At 35.7% G+C, this 23,201-nt stretch carries 21 protein-coding genes; 12 read left to right on the top strand and 9 right to left on the bottom strand.

Annotated features, from left to right (window positions below; all coding sequences use genetic code 11):
* Positions 1–51: 51 nt before the first annotated feature.
* From BLT57_RS10895 to BLT57_RS10905, 3 genes are all read right to left on the bottom strand, one after another.
* Positions 52–1,311 (bottom strand): aminotransferase class I/II-fold pyridoxal phosphate-dependent enzyme, encoded by a 1,260-nt coding sequence (locus BLT57_RS10895; RefSeq protein WP_091425651.1) that lies wholly within the window; start codon positions 1,309–1,311, stop codon positions 52–54.
* 159 nt (positions 1,312–1,470) lie between these two features.
* A complete protein-coding gene (locus tag BLT57_RS10900; protein ID WP_091425653.1) occupies positions 1,471–2,508 on the bottom strand; it encodes a PLP-dependent cysteine synthase family protein in 1,038 nt (345 codons plus the stop codon).
* 74 nt (positions 2,509–2,582) lie between these two features.
* Positions 2,583–4,643, bottom strand: a complete 2,061-nt coding sequence (locus BLT57_RS10905) for a S9 family peptidase (protein ID WP_091425656.1) — start codon at positions 4,641–4,643, stop codon at positions 2,583–2,585.
* 63 nt (positions 4,644–4,706) lie between these two features.
* On the opposite strand from BLT57_RS10905, the gene BLT57_RS10910 reads away from it, so the two are divergent.
* Positions 4,707–5,030, top strand: a complete 324-nt coding sequence (locus BLT57_RS10910; RefSeq protein ID WP_091425658.1) for a YbaB/EbfC family nucleoid-associated protein — start codon at positions 4,707–4,709, stop codon at positions 5,028–5,030.
* A gap of 6 nt (positions 5,031–5,036) precedes the next feature.
* Here BLT57_RS10910 and BLT57_RS10915 read toward each other — a convergent pair whose 3' ends face one another.
* Positions 5,037–6,053, bottom strand: a complete 1,017-nt coding sequence (locus BLT57_RS10915; protein ID WP_091425660.1) for a low specificity L-threonine aldolase — start codon at positions 6,051–6,053, stop codon at positions 5,037–5,039.
* 3 nt (positions 6,054–6,056) lie between these two features.
* Entirely contained in the window at positions 6,057–8,465 is a 2,409-nt protein-coding gene (locus BLT57_RS10920; protein WP_091425661.1) for a zinc-dependent metalloprotease, read from the bottom strand.
* 132 nt (positions 8,466–8,597) lie between these two features.
* Between BLT57_RS10920 and prfB the strand changes: the two genes are divergently transcribed.
* The 5 genes from prfB (at position 8,598) to BLT57_RS14080 (ending at position 12,042) form a co-directional block, all read left to right on the top strand.
* Positions 8,598–9,708, top strand: a protein-coding gene (gene prfB, locus BLT57_RS10925) for a peptide chain release factor 2 (RefSeq protein ID WP_157717179.1) whose coding sequence is annotated in 2 segments (ribosomal slippage) — positions 8,598–8,660 and positions 8,662–9,708 — 1,110 coding nt in all. Because the reading frame shifts where the segments join, the coding sequence is not laid out codon by codon here.
* A 14-nt stretch (positions 9,709–9,722) separates the two neighbouring features.
* Positions 9,723–10,064: an arsenate reductase (glutaredoxin) gene (arsC, locus tag BLT57_RS10930; RefSeq protein ID WP_091425664.1), complete on the top strand. Its 342-nt coding sequence runs from the start codon at positions 9,723–9,725 to the stop codon at positions 10,062–10,064.
* 42 nt (positions 10,065–10,106) lie between these two features.
* A complete protein-coding gene (locus BLT57_RS10935) occupies positions 10,107–10,517 on the top strand; it encodes a hypothetical protein (protein WP_091425666.1) in 411 nt (136 codons plus the stop codon).
* 126 nt (positions 10,518–10,643) lie between these two features.
* Positions 10,644–11,906, top strand: a complete 1,263-nt coding sequence (locus tag BLT57_RS10940; protein WP_091425667.1) for a carboxypeptidase regulatory-like domain-containing protein — start codon at positions 10,644–10,646, stop codon at positions 11,904–11,906.
* A complete protein-coding gene (locus BLT57_RS14080; RefSeq protein ID WP_157717180.1) occupies positions 11,881–12,042 on the top strand; it encodes a hypothetical protein in 162 nt (53 codons plus the stop codon). Before BLT57_RS10940 ends, BLT57_RS14080 begins: the two co-directional genes overlap by 26 nt.
* Before the next feature lie 69 nt (positions 12,043–12,111).
* Here the strand turns inward: BLT57_RS14080 and BLT57_RS10945 are convergent, their stop codons facing one another.
* On the bottom strand, positions 12,112–12,294 hold the full coding sequence (locus BLT57_RS10945; protein WP_091425669.1) for a hypothetical protein: 183 nt from the start codon (positions 12,292–12,294) through the stop codon (positions 12,112–12,114).
* A gap of 216 nt (positions 12,295–12,510) precedes the next feature.
* Between BLT57_RS10945 and fumC the strand changes: the two genes are divergently transcribed.
* The 4 genes from fumC to hutI all read left to right on the top strand — a co-directional run bounded on the left by fumC (position 12,511) and on the right by hutI (position 18,256).
* Entirely contained in the window at positions 12,511–13,908 is a 1,398-nt protein-coding gene (gene fumC / locus BLT57_RS10950; protein WP_091425670.1) for a class II fumarate hydratase, read from the top strand.
* A 79-nt stretch (positions 13,909–13,987) separates the two neighbouring features.
* The gene (locus BLT57_RS10955) at positions 13,988–15,439 is read left to right on the top strand and encodes a T9SS type A sorting domain-containing protein (RefSeq protein ID WP_091425672.1); all 1,452 of its coding nucleotides are present in this window, start codon (positions 13,988–13,990) and stop codon (positions 15,437–15,439) included.
* A gap of 64 nt (positions 15,440–15,503) precedes the next feature.
* Entirely contained in the window at positions 15,504–16,913 is a 1,410-nt protein-coding gene (locus BLT57_RS10960) for a T9SS type A sorting domain-containing protein (protein WP_091425673.1), read from the top strand.
* 104 nt (positions 16,914–17,017) lie between these two features.
* Complete coding sequence (hutI, locus tag BLT57_RS10965; protein ID WP_091425674.1) at positions 17,018–18,256, top strand: imidazolonepropionase; 1,239 nt, start codon at positions 17,018–17,020, stop codon at positions 18,254–18,256.
* Between the two features lie 65 nt (positions 18,257–18,321).
* Here hutI and BLT57_RS10970 read toward each other — a convergent pair whose 3' ends face one another.
* Positions 18,322–19,203 carry a chromosome partitioning protein ParA gene (locus BLT57_RS10970; RefSeq protein WP_091425677.1) on the bottom strand — a complete coding sequence of 294 codons (882 nt, stop codon included), beginning with the start codon at positions 19,201–19,203 and terminating at the stop codon, positions 18,322–18,324.
* A gap of 121 nt (positions 19,204–19,324) precedes the next feature.
* Between BLT57_RS10970 and BLT57_RS10975 the strand changes: the two genes are divergently transcribed.
* Positions 19,325–20,347, top strand: a complete 1,023-nt coding sequence (locus BLT57_RS10975) for a formimidoylglutamase (RefSeq protein ID WP_091425679.1) — start codon at positions 19,325–19,327, stop codon at positions 20,345–20,347.
* The gene (locus tag BLT57_RS10980; protein WP_091425680.1) at positions 20,334–20,801 is read left to right on the top strand and encodes a GNAT family N-acetyltransferase; all 468 of its coding nucleotides are present in this window, start codon (positions 20,334–20,336) and stop codon (positions 20,799–20,801) included. The genes BLT57_RS10975 and BLT57_RS10980 overlap by 14 nt, the downstream gene beginning before the upstream one ends.
* Positions 20,802–20,838: 37 nt before the next feature.
* On the opposite strand, the gene BLT57_RS10985 is transcribed toward BLT57_RS10980, so the two are convergent.
* Together BLT57_RS10985 and BLT57_RS10990 are read right to left on the bottom strand one after the other, a co-directional pair.
* The gene (locus BLT57_RS10985; RefSeq protein ID WP_091425682.1) at positions 20,839–22,539 is read right to left on the bottom strand and encodes a DUF4199 domain-containing protein; all 1,701 of its coding nucleotides are present in this window, start codon (positions 22,537–22,539) and stop codon (positions 20,839–20,841) included.
* Between the two features lie 87 nt (positions 22,540–22,626).
* Positions 22,627–23,169, bottom strand: coding sequence for a hypothetical protein (locus BLT57_RS10990; RefSeq protein ID WP_091425684.1), 543 nt, complete (start codon positions 23,167–23,169; stop codon positions 22,627–22,629).
* Positions 23,170–23,201 lie beyond the last annotated feature (32 nt).

Below are 23,201 nucleotides of genomic sequence, written 5' to 3' on the forward strand. Positions count from 1 at the left end.
AGTCGCTTAACCTTCAAGTTTAGCGACTCATTCATTTATATATTTTAGTTACTACTCACCCATTGCAGCCATAACTGCAGCAGATAAGCGTTTGTAAGTTCCATTTTCTAAACGTTCTCTAATTGTATCGAAAGCATCAAGAGTTTCACTCACATCCTGCAGTGTATGCGTCGCTGTAGGAATCATTCGCAATAGAATCAATCCTTTTGGAATTACTGGATACACCACAATAGAACAGAAAATACCATAGTTTTCACGTAAATCTCGCACTAAAGCCATAGCTTCAGGTATGCTCCCTTTTAAATATACTGGAGTTACACAACTTTGTGTTGTTCCAATATCAAAGCCCCGTTCTTTTAATCCAGACTGAAGTGCGTTAACATTCTCCCAGAGTTTTTCTTTCATTTCTGGCATAGTTCTTAGCATTTCTAAACGCTTTAATGCACCAACTGTAAGTTGCATTTGCAGCGATTTTGCAAACATCTGAGAACGTAAGTTATATTTTAAATAATCTATAATTTCTTTATCTCCAGCAATAAAAGCTCCAGTACTCGCTAAAGATTTTGCAAATGTTGCGAAGTATACATCGATGTCATCTTGAACACCTTGCTCTTCACCTGCTCCCGCTCCTGTTTTACCGAGAGTTCCAAATCCGTGAGCATCATCAACTAGAAATCTGAAGTTAAATTTCTTTTTAAGCTCTACAATTTCTTTTAAGCGTCCTTGTTCACCTCTCATTCCAAACACACCTTCAGAAATCACAAGAATCCCTCCTCCAGTTTGTTCTGCCATTTTAGTAGCACGCTCTAAATTTTTCTCTAAACTTTCAATATCATTATGCTTATAGGTAAATCGTTTTCCCATATGCAAACGCACACCATCAATAATACAAGCGTGAGCATCTACATCGTAAACAATAATATCATCTTTAGCGACCAAAGCATCAATCGTAGACATGATTCCTTGATAACCAAAATTTAATAAATATGCAGCTTCCTTACTTACAAAATCTGCAAGTTCATTTTGAAGTTTTTCATGAAGATCTGTATGACCAGACATCATTCGCGCTCCCATTGGATAGGCTGAACCATATTCTGCAGCGGCCTCTGCATCAACCTTACGAACCTCAGGATGGTTCGCCAAACCTAAGTAATCGTTTATACTCCAAGTAATCACTTCTTTTCCTTGGAACTTCATTCTATTAGAAATTTGCCCTTCTAGCTTGGGAAACACAAAGTATCCTTCAGCTTGAGAAGCCCATTTTCCTAAAGGTCCTTTATCCTTATAAATCTTCTCAAATAAATCCTTCATTAAAGCGAGTTTTTAGTCTTATTAGTTGGGACAAAATTAGGTAATTATATTATGACAGCATAATATTTTTATGAACCAATGTTTATATCCCATTTTAACATAAAAAACCTATCACGATGATACGTGATAGGAGTTATATGTTTTTTTCATTATCGTTTACTATTTTATGTACTGAATTTTTTCAGCAGTTTCTGTCTGACTATCAAAAAATCCTTGATCTTGCATCCATGAATCACTATAAACTTTACTCATATAACGTGAACCATGATCTGGAAATACAACAACTACTTTATCTCCTGATTTAAACTCTCCTTCGTCATTCAATTGTTTTATGGCTTGCATTGCAGCCCCACTAGTATACCCAACAAATAAGCCTTCAGATCTAGAGATTTCTCTCGCAGTATGAGCACTTTCTTCATCTGTTACTTTTATGAACTTATCAATAAGATCGAAATCGGTTGCTGTAGGAATTAAATTTTTTCCTAAACCTTCAATTCGATATGGATAAATCTCTTTATCATCAAATTCACGAGTCTCGTGATATTTCTTTAATACCGAACCATAAGCATCAACACCAATTACTTTAATCCCCGAGTTTTGCTCTTTTAAGTATTTTGCAATACCTGAAATTGTTCCTCCAGTTCCACTACAAGCTATCATATGTGTGATTTGCCCTTCTGTCTGTTCCCAAATTTCAGGACCTGTTGTATTATAATGAGCGTCTATGTTTAAGGCATTAAAATACTGATTAATATAAATTGACCCCTTAATTTCATCATGTAAACGCTTAGCTACCTGATAGTATGATCTCGGATCATCTGCACTCACATTTGCGGGACAAACATATACTTGTGCACCCATAGACTTTAACATGTCAATCTTATCAGCAGAAGACTTAGAACTCACTGCCAGTATACACTCATACCCTTTTATGATACTCACCATTGCAATACTAAAACCAGTATTACCCGATGTCGTTTCAATAATAGTATCTCCTGGAGTTAAGATGCCTTGTCTTTCAGCTTCTTCTATAATATGAAGTGCAATTCTGTCTTTTGACGAGTGACCTGGATTAAAGGCTTCTACTTTAGCATAGAAATCTCCCTCAAACCCTTCAGTCATTTTATTTAATTTGATGAGGGGTGTTTTACCTATTAACTGTAAAACATTATCAAATACTTGTATGTCTTTTTTCATAAATGCTATTTATCAGTTTCATCTTTGTCAGAAAAGAAACGTAAAACCTTGCAAAATTAACATTTTTTTTTGAATTAGCTAGAAATTCCCTCTAACTCTAACAAAAATGCAAATTCTTTCGCGTCCTCTTTTAAAGCGTCAAATCGCCCAGAAGCTCCGCCATGACCCGCTTCCATATTAGTCAACAAGTACAGTTTGTTAGTATCCTGTTTATAAATTCTCAACTTTGCTACCCACTTTGCAGGTTCCCAATACTGCACTTGAGAATCATGTAAGCCCGCCGTTACCAATAAGTGAGGGTAGCTTTGTTTTTTGATATTATCATAAGGTGAGTAGGACTTCATATAGTTGTAATACGTTTCCTCATTCGGATTTCCCCATTCATCATATTCTCCTGTAGTAAGAGGAATAGAATCATCAAGCATTGTTGTTACAACATCTACAAAAGGTACTGCTGCAATAATACCATGATATAATTGTGGCGCTTCATTAAGTATGACACCCATTACTAAACCTCCAGCACTTGCTCCCATTGCATATAAATGTTCTTTAGATGTGTAGTTTTGCTTAATTAAATGTTTTGAGCAATCTATAAAATCGGAAAACGTGTTTTTCTTATCAAGTAACTTGCCCTTTTCATACCAAGGTCTACCTAAATATTCACCGCCTCTCACATGGGTAATGACATAAATAAATCCGCGATCCAGCAGAGATAATCTAATTGTAGAAAAATATGGATCTACAGTAGAGCCATAACTTCCATAGGCGTATTGCAATAAGGGAGCTGTCCCATCGAGCTTGGTGTCCTTCCGCCTTACTAATGACATTGGGATTTTAGTCCCGTCTTGTGCTGTTGCCCAAATGCGTTCAGACGTATAATTATTTTTATCAAATGTGGGATCTAAAACTTCTTGCTCTTTCTTGATTTCCTTTGTATGGGTTGTCATATTAAAATCAATCACTGATGCCGGTGTTGTTAAGCCATTGTATGTGTAACGTAAAATATCAGTGTCAAAATCAACATTTGTACTCAAATTAGCAGTGTAGGTTTCACTCTTAAATGGTAAATAATAATCAACGGTATTGTCCCAACGCTTAATTCGTATCTGGTTCAGACCATTAGAACGTTCATTAATCACCAAGAACGCTTTAAAAATTTCAATATCTTCAAGTAAAACATCCTCCCTATGTGGAATCACCTCAACCCAATTTTTAAGTTCCGTTTGAGTTTCATGTGTTTTCATTAATTTGAAATTGGTAGCTTTATTTAAATTTGTTAAGATATAAAAGTGATTTTTAAAATGAGCAAGACTATATTCTAATCCGCGTATTCGTTTTTGAAACACCGTAAAACTATCATCAGGTTTATCCGATTTCAGAATATGAAATTCATTAGTTAGCGTACTATAGCAGGCTATAATAATATATTTCCTTGATTTTGTCTTGTATACGGCCACTCCAAATGTTTCATCTTCTTCGGTAAACACCAAAGTATCTTGATCTGCAACATCACCCACTTTATGTTTAAAAATTTGATTCGCCCTTAAAGTTTGCTCATCTTTTTTAGTATAAAACAAGGTAGCATTGTCACTGGCCCATGTCGATGAACCCGTTGTATTCTTAATACAATCAGGGAAAACCTCTCCGGTAATTAAATTTTTGATTTGAATTTTATACTGTCGTCTACCAACTAAGTCCGTTCCAAACGAAATCATTGTGTTATCAGGACTCACACTTAGTCCTACCAATCTAAAATACCCATGATCTTCTGCCATTTGGTTGCAATCAAAGAGCAATTCTTCTTCTGCTTCTAAGTTTTCTTTTTTACGCGTATAGATCGGATAGTTCTTTCCTTTTTGATATCTAACAATGTACCAATAACCATTATATTTATAAGGAACTGAGGTATCATCCTGTTTGATTCTCGCTTTCATTTCTTCAAACAGTGACTTCTCAAAGTCTTTGTTATGTGCGGTTTCTTGTTCGTAAAAATCATTTTCAGCCTTAAGATAATCCAATACCTCTTGGTCATCTCTTTCGTTAAGCCAAAAATAATTATCTAATCGCGTATCGTTATGGATAGTTAATTGCTTTGAAATCTGTCTGGCAATAGGTGCTTGAGTAATCGTCTTCATTTTCTTTTTAAAAAGTGCGGCAATTTAGTAATTTTGCATCTGATAATTTTAATACTTAACATTATGTTTGGAGATATGATGGGAATGATGGGGAAACTCAAAGAAACCCAAAAGAAAGTAGAAGAAACAAAAGAGCGCTTACACAGTGTTTTAATTGATGAGAAGAGTCATGATGAAAAACTAAACGTAACGATTACCGCCAATCGGACCATAAAAGCAATTGATATTGACGATGAATTACTTCAGGACAAAGATATGCTTGAAGATTATCTAATTCTTACTATCAACAAAGCAATTGCAAGAGCAACTACCGTGCATGAAACTGAGGTGGCTGCTGTGGCTAAAGAAGGTATGCCTAATATCCCTGGAATGGATATGTTTAAATAACGGCGTTTAAAAGTTATTGAGCACCTCTAAAAGTCGGTGATGCATAGCGTCAGTGTAATCTAAATGTGTCACCATTCGCAACTTATTGCTTCCCATACCAATTATGTGAATATCATGATCTCTAAGTTGTTTTAAGAACTCACTTTCATCGACATGACTTTCAAGCTCGAAAATTACAATATTAGTTTCTATGGGTTCAACTTTTTTGATAATTGACATATCTTGCAAGACCCCTCCTATCTCTTGTGCTTTTTTATGATCATCAGCTAATCGATTCATATTATGATCTAGAGCATACATGCCAGCTGCTGCTAAATATCCAACTTGTCGCATGTTACCTCCAAAAACTTTCCTAAGACTAATCGATTTTTTCATTATGTCTTCATCTCCTATCAATACTGAGCCAATCGGACACCCAAGACCCTTGCTCAAGCATACAGAAATAGTATCGAAAATAGCTCCATATTGTTCAGTCGTTTCATTTTTAGCCACTAAAGCATTCCATAATCGTGCTCCATCTAGGTGATAGCCTAAGTTATGTTTGTCGCAAACAGTTCTAATTTGTTGTAATTCTTCAAAATTCCAACACGCCCCTCCTCCTTTATTGGTTGTGTTTTCAATTTCCACCAAACTTGATTGACTGTAATAAAATTCAGAAGGGTTTATGGATGCAATCACTTGTTCTGTAGTGAACATCCCTCTATGCCCATCAATAAGATTACAAGAAACACCACTATTAAAGGCGGCTCCTCCTGCCTCATAATTAAAAATATGAGCATACTTATCACAAATTATCTGTTCTCCAGGATTCGTATGTAATTTAATAGCTGTTTGATTTGCCATGCTTCCAGAAGGAAAAAATAGTGCTTTTGGCTTTCCAAACATTTTAGCTAAGCGTTCTTCCAAAGCATTTACAGTGGGATCTTCTTTAAATACATCATCTCCAACTTCAGCAGTCATCATAGCGTCTAACATCCCCTCGGATGGTTTTGTAACGGTGTCGCTTCTTAAATCTATTCTCATGTCTTAATATTCATTATAATTACAAAAATCACTTCCAATGGGAGAGCCATCTGGAATTTTTGGTGTTTTTTCAAGTTTAAACTTTTCTGGATGCTCTCTAAATTCTCTAATCATCAAACCGTATTGAGTCGCATAAGGAGATGGTTTCTTTTTATCTGATAGATAATTTCTCAAAAGAGTATTGATGGCATCATTTGCTTTAGCTTTCACTTGCAAAAAGGAGTTATCACTCACTGCTAAATTCATCATATGTATTAATACGCGTTCATTAATAAGTTGCTGAATTTGATTGATATACGCATCTTCATAACGCTTACCAAAAGACGCCTCTAAAACCTGAAGTAGCATGTCATCAAATCCCAGTTGCTTATCGTCTAAACTTTGTTGCTGAATCATTCTGTTAGCACGCTGGGGATGTAATAATAAACTTAACGTCATATCACTTGCTGTTGCCGCTGCACTCATAGGATCAAAAGCGACACCTGTTTTTCCTGTAAATGATTCACGACTTCTATAATATCCAAATGCTCTTGGCGGAAAGAGTTCTAATTTATCCTTGGGAATAGCTAATGCCTCCGCAGAAATCGTATTTAAAATTTGATTTAATGCCTCTTTTTGATTCTTAACAGCTATGGGTTTTACAATATCTTGACCACCACCTTTAATAGCGTAGTTATAATCTAATCCACCTACGACCTTTGTCGCCGCTTCAGTTTGATACCGATGGAAAAAATAAAGTGGTACAAACACATCTTCCAATACCGAATACGGTTCGCCTTGTCTAATATTATCTTTTGAAAAATTAGAAATCGCTTTTGCTCTTATTTGTAATATATTGTCTAATTCTTCAGAAGCACTTTTACCATTATCCCATAAGTGGGCTAGTGCATGCGCCCCACCTTGAGCTCTCGCATCAGAATCAGTAATAAAACGATGTCCTGCAAAAGTAGCAACCTTTAATAGGTTATTTAAAGCTTCTTTTTCATCTTGATTCTGGCTGAATTCAGAATAACTATAGCCCACAGTCACTTTATCCCAATCTCCTATACCTCTGGCATAGGCGTCACTAAAGTCAATGTTTCCATTGGTCATTTTAATTGTAGGGTGTGGATAATCCATAACCGATGATCTGTCATTAGTACTCGCTGCAAAATTATGTGCAAAACCAATAGTATGACCAACTTCGTGAGCACTTAACTGACGGATTCTTGCTAATGCCATATCAAGCATGGGTTGATAATTATCATCACGTTCAGCAAATGGTTTGTCCATTAGTGCCTGAGCAATTAAAAAATCCTGACGAATACGCAAGCTTCCTAAGCTCACATGTCCTTTAATAATTTCTCCGGTTCTTGGATCAACGACACTACCTCCATAACTCCATCCTCTTGTTGAACGATGTACCCACTGGATAACATTATACCGACAATCCATAGGATCGGCATCTTCTGGTAGCATTTTAACTTGAAAAGCATTTATAAATCCGATAGCATCGTAAGCCTCATTCCACCAACGAGCACCTTCCAAAAGTGCTGAGCGCACAGGCTCTGGAGTCCCTGGATCAAGGTAATAAATAATAGGCTCCTTAGCTTCACTTCGTGCTAATTCAGGATCCTTCTTTTCTAAGCGATGTCTTATGATGTAACGCTTTCTAATTGGTTCTTGAATTGGTGTTGCGTAATCAAGATACGACATCGCAATTGCACCACTTCGCACATCAAACTCACGCATTTTATACGAATCATCTGGCAATTCAATAAAACTATGATGTTGGATAACAGACACCAGTGAAGCTGTTGGCGCAACACTTCTTATGTTTCGGCCTTTTGGCTCACCTTTAAAAGTTAATAACGCTTCAAACTCTACATTTTTGGGAAACGCTTTCGTTCTATTCAAGGCTAATGCACTTTTACTCGCATCAACTTTATAAGTGCCTTCAGATTTCAGACGATTAGCTACACCATGTGCATCAAGCAGTAAAAATGGGGTTAGGTCTATGATATAAGCACCTTCCTTCTCTTCAACTATTTTAAAGCCATATAGTACCGACTTGGCGAACGCTTGTTCGATACTCTTTTTTTCCAAGGTATTATTCGTTATGGCTCGATAATCCATGTTAGGTTGAACCAGTAACAACTTATTTCCAGCTTTCTTAAATTTCACCAATCGTTCTTGACCTAATTGTCCTCGGTCTAAACCAATGTCATTAGATCCGATACCTGTAGCTAATGAATTGATATAAAGAAACTCTTTTTCTAATGCTTTTACTTCCAGAAAAATTTTATCTGTCGCAACTTCATAATGAAAATTAAAGAAACCGTTATATGATTCGAGATTTTTCTTCGTTAGAACTTGAGCAAAATTTAGACTTACAGCTAAAAGAAAGACGAGTAATGATAATTTTTTTTTCATAGCAGTGATTTATGCCATAAAACTACGTAATTTCATACAAATGACACGATTGGGAAATCAAAATCATCAGATTTTTGAGTTAAAATTTTTTCTGTTGAATTTATATATTAATTTCGCTGAAAAGAACATGTTATGATAACATCAGATCATATAAAGGATCTCAATTCACGCCTTGACAAACTAAGGCACTATCTTTGACATAGATGCCAAACTCATAGAAATTTCTAACGAAGAAGAACAAACTTTCGACCCAAATTTCTGGAATGACTCTAAAAAAGCCGAATTGGTAATGAAGTCGATTCGTGAGAAAAAAAGTTGGGTTCAAGATTATAATACCTCAAAAACTTTAATTGAAGACCTTGAAGTCATTTATGAGTTTTTCAAAGAAGAAGAAGCCTCTGCCGACAATGTACAAAGTCGCTACAATAAAGCACTTTTACTTATTGAAAAACTAGAATTCAAGAACATGCTATCTGCTGAGGGTGACTCCCTAAGTGCTGTTCTTCAAATTACAGCTGGTGCTGGCGGAACAGAATCTTGTGATTGGGCAAGTATGTTGATGCGTATGTATTTGATGTATGCTGAAAAGAGCGGGTTTAAAGTCAAAGAACTTAACTTTCAAGAAGGTGATGTCGCTGGTATAAAAACGGTAACATTAGAAATTGAGGGTGATTATGCCTTTGGTTGGCTAAAAGGTGAAAATGGTGTACATCGTTTAGTACGTATTTCTCCTTTTGATAGCAACGCTAAACGCCATACTAGCTTTGCATCTGTCTATGTATATCCTTTGGTGGATGATACTATTGAAATTGATATCAATCCAGCAGATATTGAAATCACTACAGCGCGCTCTAGCGGTGCTGGTGGTCAAAATGTAAACAAAGTAGAAACAAAAGTACAACTAACGCACAAGCCCTCTGGTATTCAAATTTCATGTTCAGAAACACGCTCGCAACATGATAACCGCTCACGTGCAATGCAAATGCTAAAATCTCAACTCTATGAGATTGAATTGCAAAAGCAAATGGCACAACGCGAAGATATTGAAGCTGGAAAAATGAAAATTGAATGGGGAAGTCAAATCCGTAATTATGTCATGCATCCTTACAAATTAGTCAAAGATGTGAGGTCAGGTCATGAAACTGGAAATGTCGATGCTGTCATGGATGGTGATATTGAACCATTCTTAAAGGCCTATCTCATGATGATGGGGCAAAAAGAAGAACATTCAAACGAATTATAATCTAATAAAACCACATGATTACTATCTATCACAACCCAAGATGTCGCAAATCTAGAGAAGGATTACAGCTCATAGAAAATTCTGGCAAAGATTTTGCAATCATAAAGTATTTGGATGAGCAATTTTCCGAAATACAACTAAAAAAAGTGATTTCGCTTTTAGAAATATCACCTTTAGAATTAGTTCGGAAAAATGAACCCATCTGGAAATCTGATTTTAAAGGCAAAACCTTAAGTGATGAGGCGATTATTTCAGCAATGGTAAATCATCCCAAATTGATAGAACGACCTATTGTTATCAACGGTAAAAAAGCTGTGGTCGGCAGGCCACCAGAGCAGATATTAGAAATTATTTAGTAAAAAATATAAACATTTGTCAAACTTATTATCAAACATAAAATGAAAACATTTAACCTCACTGTACTGTTATGCTTTACTTTAATGAGCACTGCATTTTCTCAATCTCGAGAAGAAAAGGCCAAACTTAAGTACGAAGCGCAAATGGAAGAAAAGAAAGAAGAATACATTAGCGATTTTTTGGCAACATTAAATATTGATGATTTTCAAAAAGAAATTATTGCGCAAACCATGGAGTCTTACTTTGAAGAATTTAAAAAGATAAACATGCTGGGACTTCGCGAATTAGAGCGGCAAGAGCTCATCAATAAATTAGATGACTCCCATTTTAAAGATGTTAAAACCATGGTTTCAGAGGATGATATGTCAAGCATAATGGATGCTGTTAAAGGCAAGTGGAAAAAAAACAGTAAAAAAAAGAAAAAGAAACGAAAAGAGAAGAATAAGAACTAACTTACTTTCTAACTACTTATTTTGAACGACTTAAAATAAGAAGGTCATTTGTTGCTTTAACAAAGGATTAACCATAAGTCTTTTGAATTGGCTTTACTTTTGCACAAAATGTAAATCAACTTTGAAATGAAGCTAAAAATACCAAGCCAACTACTACTCTGTTTTTTATCTGTAATGAGTTTTGCTCAGAATGAAGTAACCGTCTCTGGAACTGTCATTGATGCAGATGATAAGGCACCCTTAGAGTATGCAACCGTATCATTTTTCAGTAAAAAAGAAAATAGAATGGTAACGGGTGGTATTACAGATACTAAAGGTGTATTTAAAATTGATGTTCCTGTTGGTGTATATACTGTTGCAGTAGAATATTTGTCTTATAAAACCAAAACTTACGAAGATAAATCCATTGAAAAAGATATAAATCTCGGCACTGTTACTTTGGCTTTGAATTTGGAAGCGCTTAAAGCTGTAGAAATCATTGCTGAGCGCACTACAGTAGAAATAAAATTGGATAAGAAAATTTATAATGTTGGAAAAGATCTCACTGTGAGAGGTGGCACAGTAAGTGATGTTTTAGATAATGTGCCTTCTGTTTCTGTGGATGTTGAAGGCAATGTAGCCCTTCGTGGAAATGATGATGTTCGAATATTAATTAATGGTAAACCATCTGGACTTGTTGGTTTAAACTCTACCGAAGCCTTACGCCAATTACCTGCGGAAGCTATAGAGCGTGTGGAAGTTATTACTGCGCCTTCTGCCCGATACGACGCTGAAGGTACCGCTGGTATATTAAATATCATTTTAAGACGAAGTAAACTTCAAGGCATCAATGGTGCGATTACAGTTAATGCTGGTTATCCTTCACAAGCTGGTATATCAGGAAATATCAATTATAGAACAGGTGATTTCAACTTTTTCAATACAACTAGCTATAACTACAGAAATGTCCCTGGAAATTCTTTTTCTGATACTGAATTTTTTCCAGATAATAACCGATTAGAAGAAACACGTGATTTTGATCGTATCCGTAAAGGACTAAATTCTAATTTTGGCGTGGAATGGTACATTAATGACTCAGCATCTTTAACCACTTCCATTCAATATCGCAACAGCAATAACGAACGAGAATCTAATAATTTTATAAGAGAATTTGATACAAATGGACTTCTAACGTCATCAAGAACTCGTTTTGACCCTGAGTTTGAAGATGATAAAACAATACAATATACTGTCAATTTTGATAAGCAATTTGGCGATAATAGTGATCACCGATTAACCTTAAACTTTCAATATGAAGAAAGTTCGGAATTGGAGGAATCACTTATTGTTCAAGATAATGTTCCTGTTGAAGACGTGGCCACAGATGAAAATCAAGACCGCATATTTTAATTCAGAAAGCGAATTTCAATGGCGCGTAAGAACATTTAATGTCTCTTTTACTTATCGCTTTAATCAACAGAAAAATCGTGAACGCGATGGACGCGGCAATAATGGTGGTGGAGATGATTTTGACTTTGAAGGTTAATTCCTAAATGATGCCATAAAAAAAGGAAACCAATTTGATTTCCTTTTTTATTTATGAGATTTTACAAGTTTAGAGACTATCAGCCTCACGTTTTGCCTTCTTTTCTTCTTTAATTTCTTTCATACGCTCAATTAGCGAACCACCAATCCAATATGGTACTACAAATGTGATTAAGAAAATCATTAACCAAAACCCTATGGTTAAGATGGTTAAAAATGCTAAAAATCCTAAATATTGGTCAAATTCAAACATGTGGTTTTTTTTTATTACTGCAAAGATATAATAAAGCCATTTATTTTGCAATAAGAAAGGTGAGAATTATTATCAGTTTATCAAAAAATATAATATTACTAAAAATGCTAAATCTCTTGTTTTATCTTTATTTTTCAGACTAATAAAAGCCTGAATTCTATCAAAAAAACCCATCAAAAACCCTAACTTTGTAGCTGTGAAATTACATTATATATTATGGATTATAGAATAGAAAAAGATACCATGGGCCAGGTTAAAGTGCCTGCCGATAAACTTTGGGGTGCACAAACGGAACGCTCGCGTAATAATTTTAAAATTGGCGCACCTGCCTCCATGCCATTAGAAATTGTTTATGGCTTTGCTTACCTTAAAAAAGCCGCAGCATATACCAACGCTGAACTTGGCGTTTTAGATACTGAAAAACGGGATTTAATAGCACAGGTTTGTGACGAAATTCTTGAAGGAAAACATGATGACCAGTTTCCATTGGTTATTTGGCAGACTGGTTCTGGAACCCAAAGCAATATGAATGTCAACGAAGTTATCGCCAATCGTGCGCATCAAATAGCTGGAAACATAATTGGTGAAGGTGAAAAAACGATTCAACCCAATGATGATGTAAATAAATCACAATCGTCTAACGATACCTTTCCTACTGGAATGCACATAGCTATCTATAAGAAAGTGTTAGAAACAACAATTTCTGGTGTTATCAAATTGAGAAACACCCTTCATGAGAAATCTGTAGCCTTTAAAAATGTAGTCAAAATTGGTCGTACACATCTTATGGATGCGACCCCTTTAACACTAGGACAAGAATTTTCCGGCTACGTATCTCAATTAGATCATGGGCTTAAAGCTCTAGAACATACCTTACCACATTTATCTGAGTTAGCTCTAGGAGGAACTGCTGTAGGAACTGGTTTGAACACCCCTGAAGGCTACAGCGAATTGGTCGCTGACTATATCGCTAAATTTACTGAACTCCCTTTCGTTACTGCCGACAATAAATTTGAAGCACTAGCGGCTCACGATGCACTCGTGGAAACCCACGGTGCTTTAAAACAGATAGCTGTCTCTTTAAATAAAATTGCGAATGACATTCGTATGATGGCTTCAGGACCTAGAAGTGGGATTGGTGAGATTATCATTCCTGCTAACGAACCTGGAAGTTCAATCATGCCTGGTAAAGTTAACCCAACACAATGTGAGGCACTAACCATGGTTTGCGCACAAGTCATGGGTAACGATGTTGCAGTAACTGTAGGTGGTACTCAAGGACACTATGAACTTAATGTATTTAAGCCAATGATGGCGGCGAACGTATTGCATTCAGCCCAACTCCTAGGTGATGCTTGCGTAAGTTTTGATGAGCATTGTGCTTCTGGCATTGAACCAAATCATGAAGTTATCAAGCAATTACTCAATAATTCCTTGATGCTCGTAACCGCTTTGAACACAAAAATCGGGTATTATAAAGCTGCGGAAATCGCTAATACCGCGCACAAAAATGGAACTACCTTAAAGGAAGAAGCCATTAATTTGGGCTATGTAACGGCTGAAGACTATGATGCATGGGTTAAACCTGAGGACATGGTTGGCACTCTTAAATAACGATAAAACGCAAAATATTCCGATAAACGGATGTGTTATTGATACTTTAAGCTATATTAGCACCTAAAACTAATTGATTATGAAAAAAACTTTACTTTATGTATTAACGATTGCTGGTATTAGCAATTTAGCTTATGCTCAACCTTTCGCTGCCAGCCAAATAATTGATCCAAATACAGGTGAAGAGCCTTATGAAATTGCTTCAGGAGATCTAGATGGTGATGGTGATATCGATATTGTTATGGCAACTTACAATGCCGCTGGTACTCAAGACAACATTAAATGGTATAAAAATGATGGTTTTGGTAATTTTAAGTTTGAACCTGTTGATTTGACAGATCCTTTTAATCCTCTCGTTTCATCAACTATAACTTGGATAGACGGTTTAACAGTTGCTGATGTAGATGGCCAATTTGGTGATGACATCATAGTTACTTCAGTACTTGATGATAAATTAGTCTATTTCCCTGCCCTGGCTTCTGGCGAAGGTTTTGGTAACGAAGTTGTTATTGATGGTACGTTAGCAGCTCCTGGAGAAGTTATTGCTGGTGATATCAATAACGACGGACATATAGATATTGCTACTGTGGTTTATACTGACAATAAAACTGTATGGTATTCTGGTGATGGAGCCGGTAATTTTACAAGTGAAGCGGATATCGAAAACGGTACCGTAGATGGTGCCTATTATATGGACCTAGGAGACTTTGATGGCGACGGTGATTTAGATGCACTTGTTGGTTTTGCAAACTCCCAAACTGTGGAAATATATTACAATCAATATGATGGAATGAACGCTGCGACTGCAACATTTACCCAAGATTTGGAAACAGTAAGTAGTGGTAATTCTTTTTTATTGCAAGTTGCAATTGCTGATGTTAATAATGATGAGGTCATGGATATTGTCCTCCTCGATAATTCCTCCGGTGATGTTGAATGGATTGAAAAAGCTAAAGATGCTGTGCCTGCTCCACCTAACCCAATATCTAATGAGCTTATAATTGATAGGCCTGGAAGATTTGCTGTTGTTGATATTAATGGTGATATGCAAAACGATGTCATCCTTACCGACAGTGGTGTCGTGGATGTAGCGATACTATTTTTTCAAGGTGCTGATAATGCTGCACCAAGCGCAACCCCAACAACAATAATAGATAAGAATATTCAAATGCAGAATATTACCATTGCAAACTTTGACAATTTAAGTGGTGACATACATTTGGATATTGCCGTTGTTGGTAATTCTAGTGATACAATAGAATGGATTAAAAATGAACAATCCACCCTAAGTGTACCTGAGTTTACTTCTGATGCATTGAGTATTTATCCAAATCCGGCAAGAAACATATTAAATTTTTCAGGAATGTCTTCGGAAAATTTAGATCTTGAAATTTTTGATATTGTTGGTAAATCGGTGATGCGTACTTCTATTGCACAAAATGAAAACTTAGATATCACAAACTTACAGAGTGGTATGTATATCATTAAATTTAATAATCTAAGTGACACACTAAAATTCATTAAACACTAATAATTATGATCCTTATTATAAGCTGATAAATCTTCGATTCATTGGCTTATTTTTTTCAATCGCTATGTATAAATTATCAATTTGTAGTTTGCTCATACTTCTTGCATGTTTCGATGTACTCGGACAAACAACATTTACTAAAACACAATCAATTGCACTCCCAATACCTGGAGGTAATGCGCCGTATAATATAGCCTCCGGACTTATTGATGATGATAGCTATCCAGATATTGTGGTGAGTACCACACTTGGTGACACCGTTTATTGGCTAAGAAATGATGGCACAGGAAACTTTACGCTACAGCCAACTCCAATTGGAATATTAGACAGTGCTGGAGGGGTGGCTATTGCAGATATTAACGGTAATGGATTTAACGATGTGGTATCTACCTCGTCAATCGATGGAACTTTGGTTTGGTTTCCAAATGATGGTTTAGGCAATTTTGGAGTTGAACAACCTATATCTTCTTCTTTGAATGGACCCGGACAAGTCTATGTAAGGGCTATCGATAACAATTCCACATTAGATGTGGCAGTTTCGGCTTATAATGGTAATGAGGTTGTTTGGTTTGCTAATGATGGTTTAGGTAATTTCAGTTCAAAAAATATTATCAATAATACCATCCCTAGTCCTGGTGCTTTTGCAATGAAAGATATTGATTTTGACGGTGATATTGATAGTGTAATTGCTAATGCCGTTGCTTTTGGCACACCTAATGACTGCAGAATAGAAGTGTTCTATAATGATGGTGATGGTAATTTTACAGCGGATACTAATGCCGTTTCAGTGAATACCAAAGATTATATTTTCAGTGTGATGGCTGAAGATGTTGACAACGATTCAAGTTTAGATATATTAGTCACCGATCTTACTGGAAATGCATCTTGGTTTAAACGCACTCAAATTTCACCAGGCACAGCAACATACAGCGAAACTGTGATTCCATCTAGTATTGCTAATCCAGCGTGTTTGGACTTGAGAGATCTCGATAATGATAATTTGAAAGATTTTATCCTTACCAGCGCTGCGTCTGGTTCTGGCAATGACATCATTTGGTTTAAAGGCGATGGTTTGGGAAATTTTGGTCCTGAACAAATTATTGATGCAACTCAAAATCAAGCGTACACGATTACCTTTGCCGATTTCGAAAATGATGGTGATCTTGATACGGCAACAATTGCCTATGCAGATGATCGAGTGAATATATTTCGAAATGAAAACATCACCTTATCCCTTCCTGCAATAGATAGTCACGAGGTTAAGGTGTATCCCAATCCAGTTTCTAACCAATTATACATTCAGTTAAACACCGAAGTATCGTTTTCAATTTCAATTTATAATAGCATTGGTCAATTAATTGCCTCCCAAACAATTTCAAATAACAACTTTATCGATGTGTCTCATTTTGAGAGTGGTGTATATTTTATTAATATCAATAATTACGCTAAAAGTTATAAGTTTGTAAAGTACTAAGGCACAGTATAAAAATTTAAAATACTACCTCTTCTTGGTATTGGGTCGCTTTTTTTTGTCAAAGATTTATATATTTATGACATCAATGATTCATACCTAACCAAATGTCTTTACTTATTATCAATATCAAAGAACTCATACAAGTAAGAAAAACTAACGTCACCATTGTTACTGGCGAAGACATGAAAGTCTTGCCTATTCTAAAAAATGCGTATTTACTTATTGAACATGACACAATTGTAGAGTATGGCCCAATGGAAGATTGTGATGATATTGAAGCCGAAGAAGTTATTGATGCAAGTGGTAAAATTGTTCTTCCAACATGGTGTGATTCACATACGCATTTAGTTTATGCTGGTGATCGCGTTCAAGAATTTGTTGATCGCATTGATGGCTTATCATACGAGGAGATAGCTAAACATGGTGGTGGCATCTTAAATTCGGCTGAAAAGCTCCAAAATACGTCAGAGGATGAGTTATACAACCAAGCCGCTAAGCGATTAACCGAAGTTATTAAAATGGGGACTGGAGCCATTGAAATTAAGTCCGGTTATGGTTTAACCGTTGAAGCCGAACTAAAAATGTTACGCGTTATTAAACGTTTGAAAAAGGATTTTCCTGTGAAAGTGAAACCTACATTACTAGCAGCGCATGCATTACCTAAAACCTTTCAAAAAAATAAAAAGAGTTTTATCGATTTGGTAGTTAATACGATGATTCCTGCTGTAGCTGCAGAACATTTGGCAGAATATATAGATGTGTTTTGTGAAAAGGGCTATTTTGATCTTAAAGATACCGAACAGGTTCTAGAAGCTGCCAAAGCACATCGCTTAATTCCGAAAATACATGTTAACCAATTCAATGCTTTTGGAGGAGTTGCCCTAGGAGTTAAATACAATGCGTTGTCAGTAGACCATCTCGAAGAACTAGCTCCTGAAGATATTCCAGCATTGCAAAACTCCAATACCATGCCAGTTGCATTGCCTTTGTGTTCCTTCTTTTTAGGAATTCCCTATACACCAGCACGATCACTTATTGATGCCGGTTTACCATTAGCAATTGCTAGTGATTATAATCCAGGGTCTACACCTAGCGGAAACATGAATTTTGTAGTTGCGTCAGCATGTATTAAAATGAAGTTAACACCTGAGGAAGCTATCAATGCGGCAACGATAAATGGTGCCTATGCTATGGGAATTTCTAACCAATATGGAAGTATTTGCCGAGGAAAAAAGGCGAATGTAATCATTACTAAAGAAATTCCTAATTATCAATTTTTACCTTATGCTTTCGGTGATAACCATATCGATACGGTAATCATTAATGGCCAAGTCTATAACTAATAGTATCAAAAAAACCCGAAAGCATCTAAACGCTTTCGGGTTTTTAACCTAAAACATGGTATGTCTTATTTCAGTGTAAATTCTGAAGAAGACACTAAATCTTTTTCATTAAATACATTAACGATATAACGCCCTTTCTCGAATTCATCATTTGGTGCAACAAATTCACATATATTTAAATTTCTGTTTTCATAATTAAACTTACTAATCAAACTATAGTTTAGCACAACATCTTCAAACTGAACTTGCTCATTAGCACCTAAAATATTGTTTTTAGGGTCTAAAACCTGAACATAGAGTTCTTTGTCACCTGCTCCGACTAAAGCGTTCTTAGCGATTGTAAAACAGACTCTTATTTTATCGCTACGACTTGCTCGTTCAGTTGGAATGAGCTTACCTGAACTTCGCTCAATCACTCCAAACCCTTTAAGATTTACAGTTTGTAATATAGCTGCGTTTTCTACAACTTCAGCCAATTGTGTATTTTGAACCAAAAGCGAATCTGTAAATACGGTACGTTCTGCTAATTGCACACTCGTACTATCGAGGGTTGTTGCTAATAAAGAATTTTCAACTTTGAGCTTATCATTTTCGGCTAAGATGACATTCATTTCATCTTGTAGTGCCAAAAATCTCTTTTTATATCGCCATAAGCTATTGACACTATTTTGTGAAATTTTTAATGAATCCATCAAACCTTGAATACGCTCTCTGGCATCTACAAGCTTCTCGCTCGTATCTTCGTTTTCTAAAATAGCCACATCATATTGTTTCGCCATCGTACTTAAATCTGCCATGACTTGTTCTTTCTCTCTGGTGAGAGTGGCTTCATTTTCCTTTTTCTCTTTGTACAACTTAGAGGTGTAAAACCCTGTACCTAAAAATAATGCTAATAGAATTCCTAAAGCAATTTTTAATCCGATATTCTTACTATTTGAATTTTCCATAAGTTACTTTTCTTTCTAATTAATAATTAAACGCTAATTCTTTTATATTTATTTGACTTTGTATAAAGCTGAATACAAAAAAACTGTACTTTTAATATTCCAAAATTAATCAATTTTGTTAATGGAACACTTAAAACCTTTTACAAGTTCAGATTTAAAATCCCTTTTAAACAAACGCTCAAAGGAATCAAAGTTTGGAGAACACATCTCTATACTTTCCGACTACAGCAATATATACGAGCAGCTTATTAATTTAGACGTCAACTATGTGATTTTTGGAATTAAAGAAGATGTAGGTGTGTTCGCTAATTATGGTCATACCGGGACCTCTAGGGCTTGGGATGCCGTAATTAAAAGTCTATTAAACATGCAAAGTAATGCCTATACCCATCCAAAAAAAGTATTAATACTGGGCCATTTGGAGTTTGATACTTATCAAAGTAAGATTAACGAATTAGATCCTCACATAAAAAAAGACATTACTAAAGCGCGTAAACTAGTCTCTAAAATTGATCAATCTGTTGCATTTCTCGTGTCACAAATCGTTAGTGCAGGTAAAATACCAATCATTATTGGAGGAGGCCATAATAATGCTTTTGGAGCTATAAAAGGAACAGCATTAGCCTTGAAGAAACCAATAAATGCAGTGAATTTTGATGCGCATCATGATTTTCGAGCAGAGGAAGGCCGTCATAGTGGCAACGGCTTTAGTTATGCTTTTGCTGAAGGTTTTCTAAAACAGTATTTTGTTTTTGGGCTACATGAAAACTACACTTCAGAGAAAATATTTAATACTCTAAAAAAAATTAAAGAAGTAGCCTTTACAACTTTTGAATCCATAGCGATTCGGAAAGAAGTTAAGTTTAAGGCTGAATTACAACGTGCTTTAGATCATATGTCGACCACAAAGTTTGGATTAGAAATAGACTGTGATGCTATTCAAGATATTCCTAGTAGTGCTATGACACCTAGCGGATTTTCTGTAAATCAAACCAGACAATTTGTTCATTATTTTGGATCACAAGAGCATGTCGGTTATTTGCATATTTGTGAAGCTGCTCCAACAGTTATGAACGAAACACAAGTTGGCAAACTCATTTCACACCTTATTACCGATTTTATAAGAGCCCATGAGACCGTTTGATATTATTCCTTTTGACACTAGCTATTCAAAAGACTTTTACCGTTTAAATATCGAATGGCTACGAACCTATTTTTATGTAGAGCCTTTTGATGAGGAAGTTTTAAGCAACCCTGAAAGCTATATCATCAATAAAGGCGGATATATTTTCTTTGTAAAAAAAGACGAAGTTATTTTAGGGACGGTAGCTTTAATGCCTACCGAAACGCCTTTAGTTTTCGAATTAACAAAAATGGCTGTTTCACCCGAAGAACGTGGTCAGAATATCGGACAGCAATTACTTCAATATTGCATAGATTTTGCTAGAGAACAACAGTTCAAGTCACTCATGCTCTACTCTGCCACCAAATTAAAGAATGCCATTTATATTTATAGAAAATATGGGTTTGTAGAATTAAAACTTGAAAAAGATAGTCCATATACCCGAAGTGATATTAAAATGGAATTAAAATTATAAAGTTTGTCATGCGCTACTAAAACCAAAAAGGGGCTGATTACAGTTCGTTTTCGCTCAAAGCCTTCAGGGAATCAATTTTTCGTTTCAAAGCTTGAATTTCCTTAGACTTATCAGTTGCTTTTGGAATAGTCGTTAAAGAATCTATAGTTTCCTGGAGGTCTTCATCTGTGATTTCTTTCTGATAGTAGTAGCCTATTCCTTCACTAGCTCGCCATGCTTCGCCTAATTGCTCATACACCTCTTTATCCCACGTACTTGGATGCTTGACATCAATCCATATGACATCGCGATATTCGCTATCAATTAAAACTAAATCTGGTGTTGCAGCACCATCAAATTGTTGAGAATTCGTATCACTGATAGCTGATATAGTTCCTAAAAAGAACATGCGTTTACGTCCTGCAATATCTTTGATATAAGGTCTAAACTCTACTGGTGTATTGGCAGTCCAATCTATTTCTTTTCTTGACTCCTTGACTTTTAGAGGCATTGCCGAAACACCTGCATAACCTTGTTTTTTAGTTGCATGATCATAGTAATATAGCTTATCCATTCCATCAGCAGGAACAAACACACTGTAGCTCAAACTTGTACGCTCATCGCCTACAGGTTCTAATCCGAACCAGTGATACAATCCACTATAAGCATCGCTTTCTGAACCCGCAAAATCAAAATCGGTAACAAATGGTTGCTGGTTTTGATCTTTTGGCATGTCAGGAATTTTAACAGCTGTTTCCATATTCCATGGCAGTGGATCACTAAAGCCTCCCAGAAACTTTAAAGACTCTGCTTGAAGTCTTGATACTTTTTCAGACAAAGTATTTTGTTTATTCAAATATGGGAAATCTTTCATTTCATCAGGCCCAATAAAGGTACCTTTACCAATAGCAATGCGCTCTAAATAATCATTAAAGTCGTGTTCTCCATTCTCTATTACCATCACGCCTCCGAAACTAGGGTAAGGAAAGAAAAAGCCCTTCCATTTAATTAAACTTACCACTTGTACCCAAGCTCCTGCATCATTTTTCATGTAAAAAGTATCACTCGGCTCGTAATTTAATAACATCCAAGGATTGAATCGCTGCACAACCGCGTTGTACGTGTTACGGCTAAACTTTAAAGATTCTCCAATAGAAAATGTTACTGGTATTCGATTTTCCGCAGAAAACCTTGGAAATGGTGTTGTACTAGATACAGAAAACACCTCTTCTGTATTATCACTAATACGCTGCATAATATATTTCTCACTTGGCTGAATAGCCATAGTCCATTTGTTTTGGTCATCCACGCGAACCAAATGAGGTAAAGAGACATCTTTTGTTTCACCAACACTTTCATTTGCCATCGAAAAGATATTTCTCAAGGGCTGAATCCGCTCATTTTGCGTAAGCGGTAATTCGTTGATTTCAACTTTATTTAGGTTATTAAAGACATTATAGGTTTTCATATAATCATAAAGTCCAAGATGCCATCCTAAGACATATAGCAGACCGAAAAAAACAATCAACAAACCAAGAATACCGAGACGTTTTCCTGTACTAGCTTGATTTCTGAATTTTCTTAAACCAAAAAACAATACAACTAAACTCAATAGTATAATAAAGATGTATTTTCGAAAAAACAGTAAAACAGGTTGATAATCATCGCGCAATACAAACAATGCTATGAGTAAGAGTATCACAAGAAAAACAACGATGCGTTTTTGCTTTTTTCCTTTGTTCCAGTAAGATCTAATCATTAGTTATATGTTGTTGTTTTGCGCTACCACGCCGAATCAATTTATATGTATTGGATGCCACATCAACTGTGGAATAACCGTCGAATATTACATTAAACCTTTATCTTTCAAACGATCTCTTGCAGATTTCTCTTCAGATTTAGATTTAGACTCTATTTTGGGGTCCTCTTGAGTTTCCTGAACAGTTTTATTGTCCTTGTTTTTTAAATCGTCGATAAAGTCCTTTCCTTTTTCTACTGCATGTTCGATCTTCTCTTCTATGGAATCACTTTGTTCTTCAATGACTTTACTCGACTTGATCACAAAATTAGCCACATAGGTTCCTACTATAGTTCCTAGTATGGTTGATGAAAAGGCTGACAAGCCATTATAACTCCCGAAAATTTCGAATGGTGTTAAAAACTGCACTAATACTGCAACAATTAAGAATAATGACACCACAAAAATCAATCGAGGAATAAAAGTTTGCTGATAAATGAACCCTTTTTTACTATCTGGAGTCATTTGTAATTCTTTACTATTGACCATTTTATTGACAAATCGATAAGCGCCATTACCATTAGATTCTCTCCAGTAAAGAAAGATCCCAAAAAGTATCGAAGCTATAAATATGATTAATTCTAGTCCCATGAGTATTGTGTTAATTAGACGCTTTATAAAGT

The sequence above is a fragment of the Formosa sp. Hel1_31_208 genome (genome assembly GCF_900104785.1).
In the GTDB taxonomy this organism is placed as follows: domain Bacteria; phylum Bacteroidota; class Bacteroidia; order Flavobacteriales; family Flavobacteriaceae; genus Psychroserpens.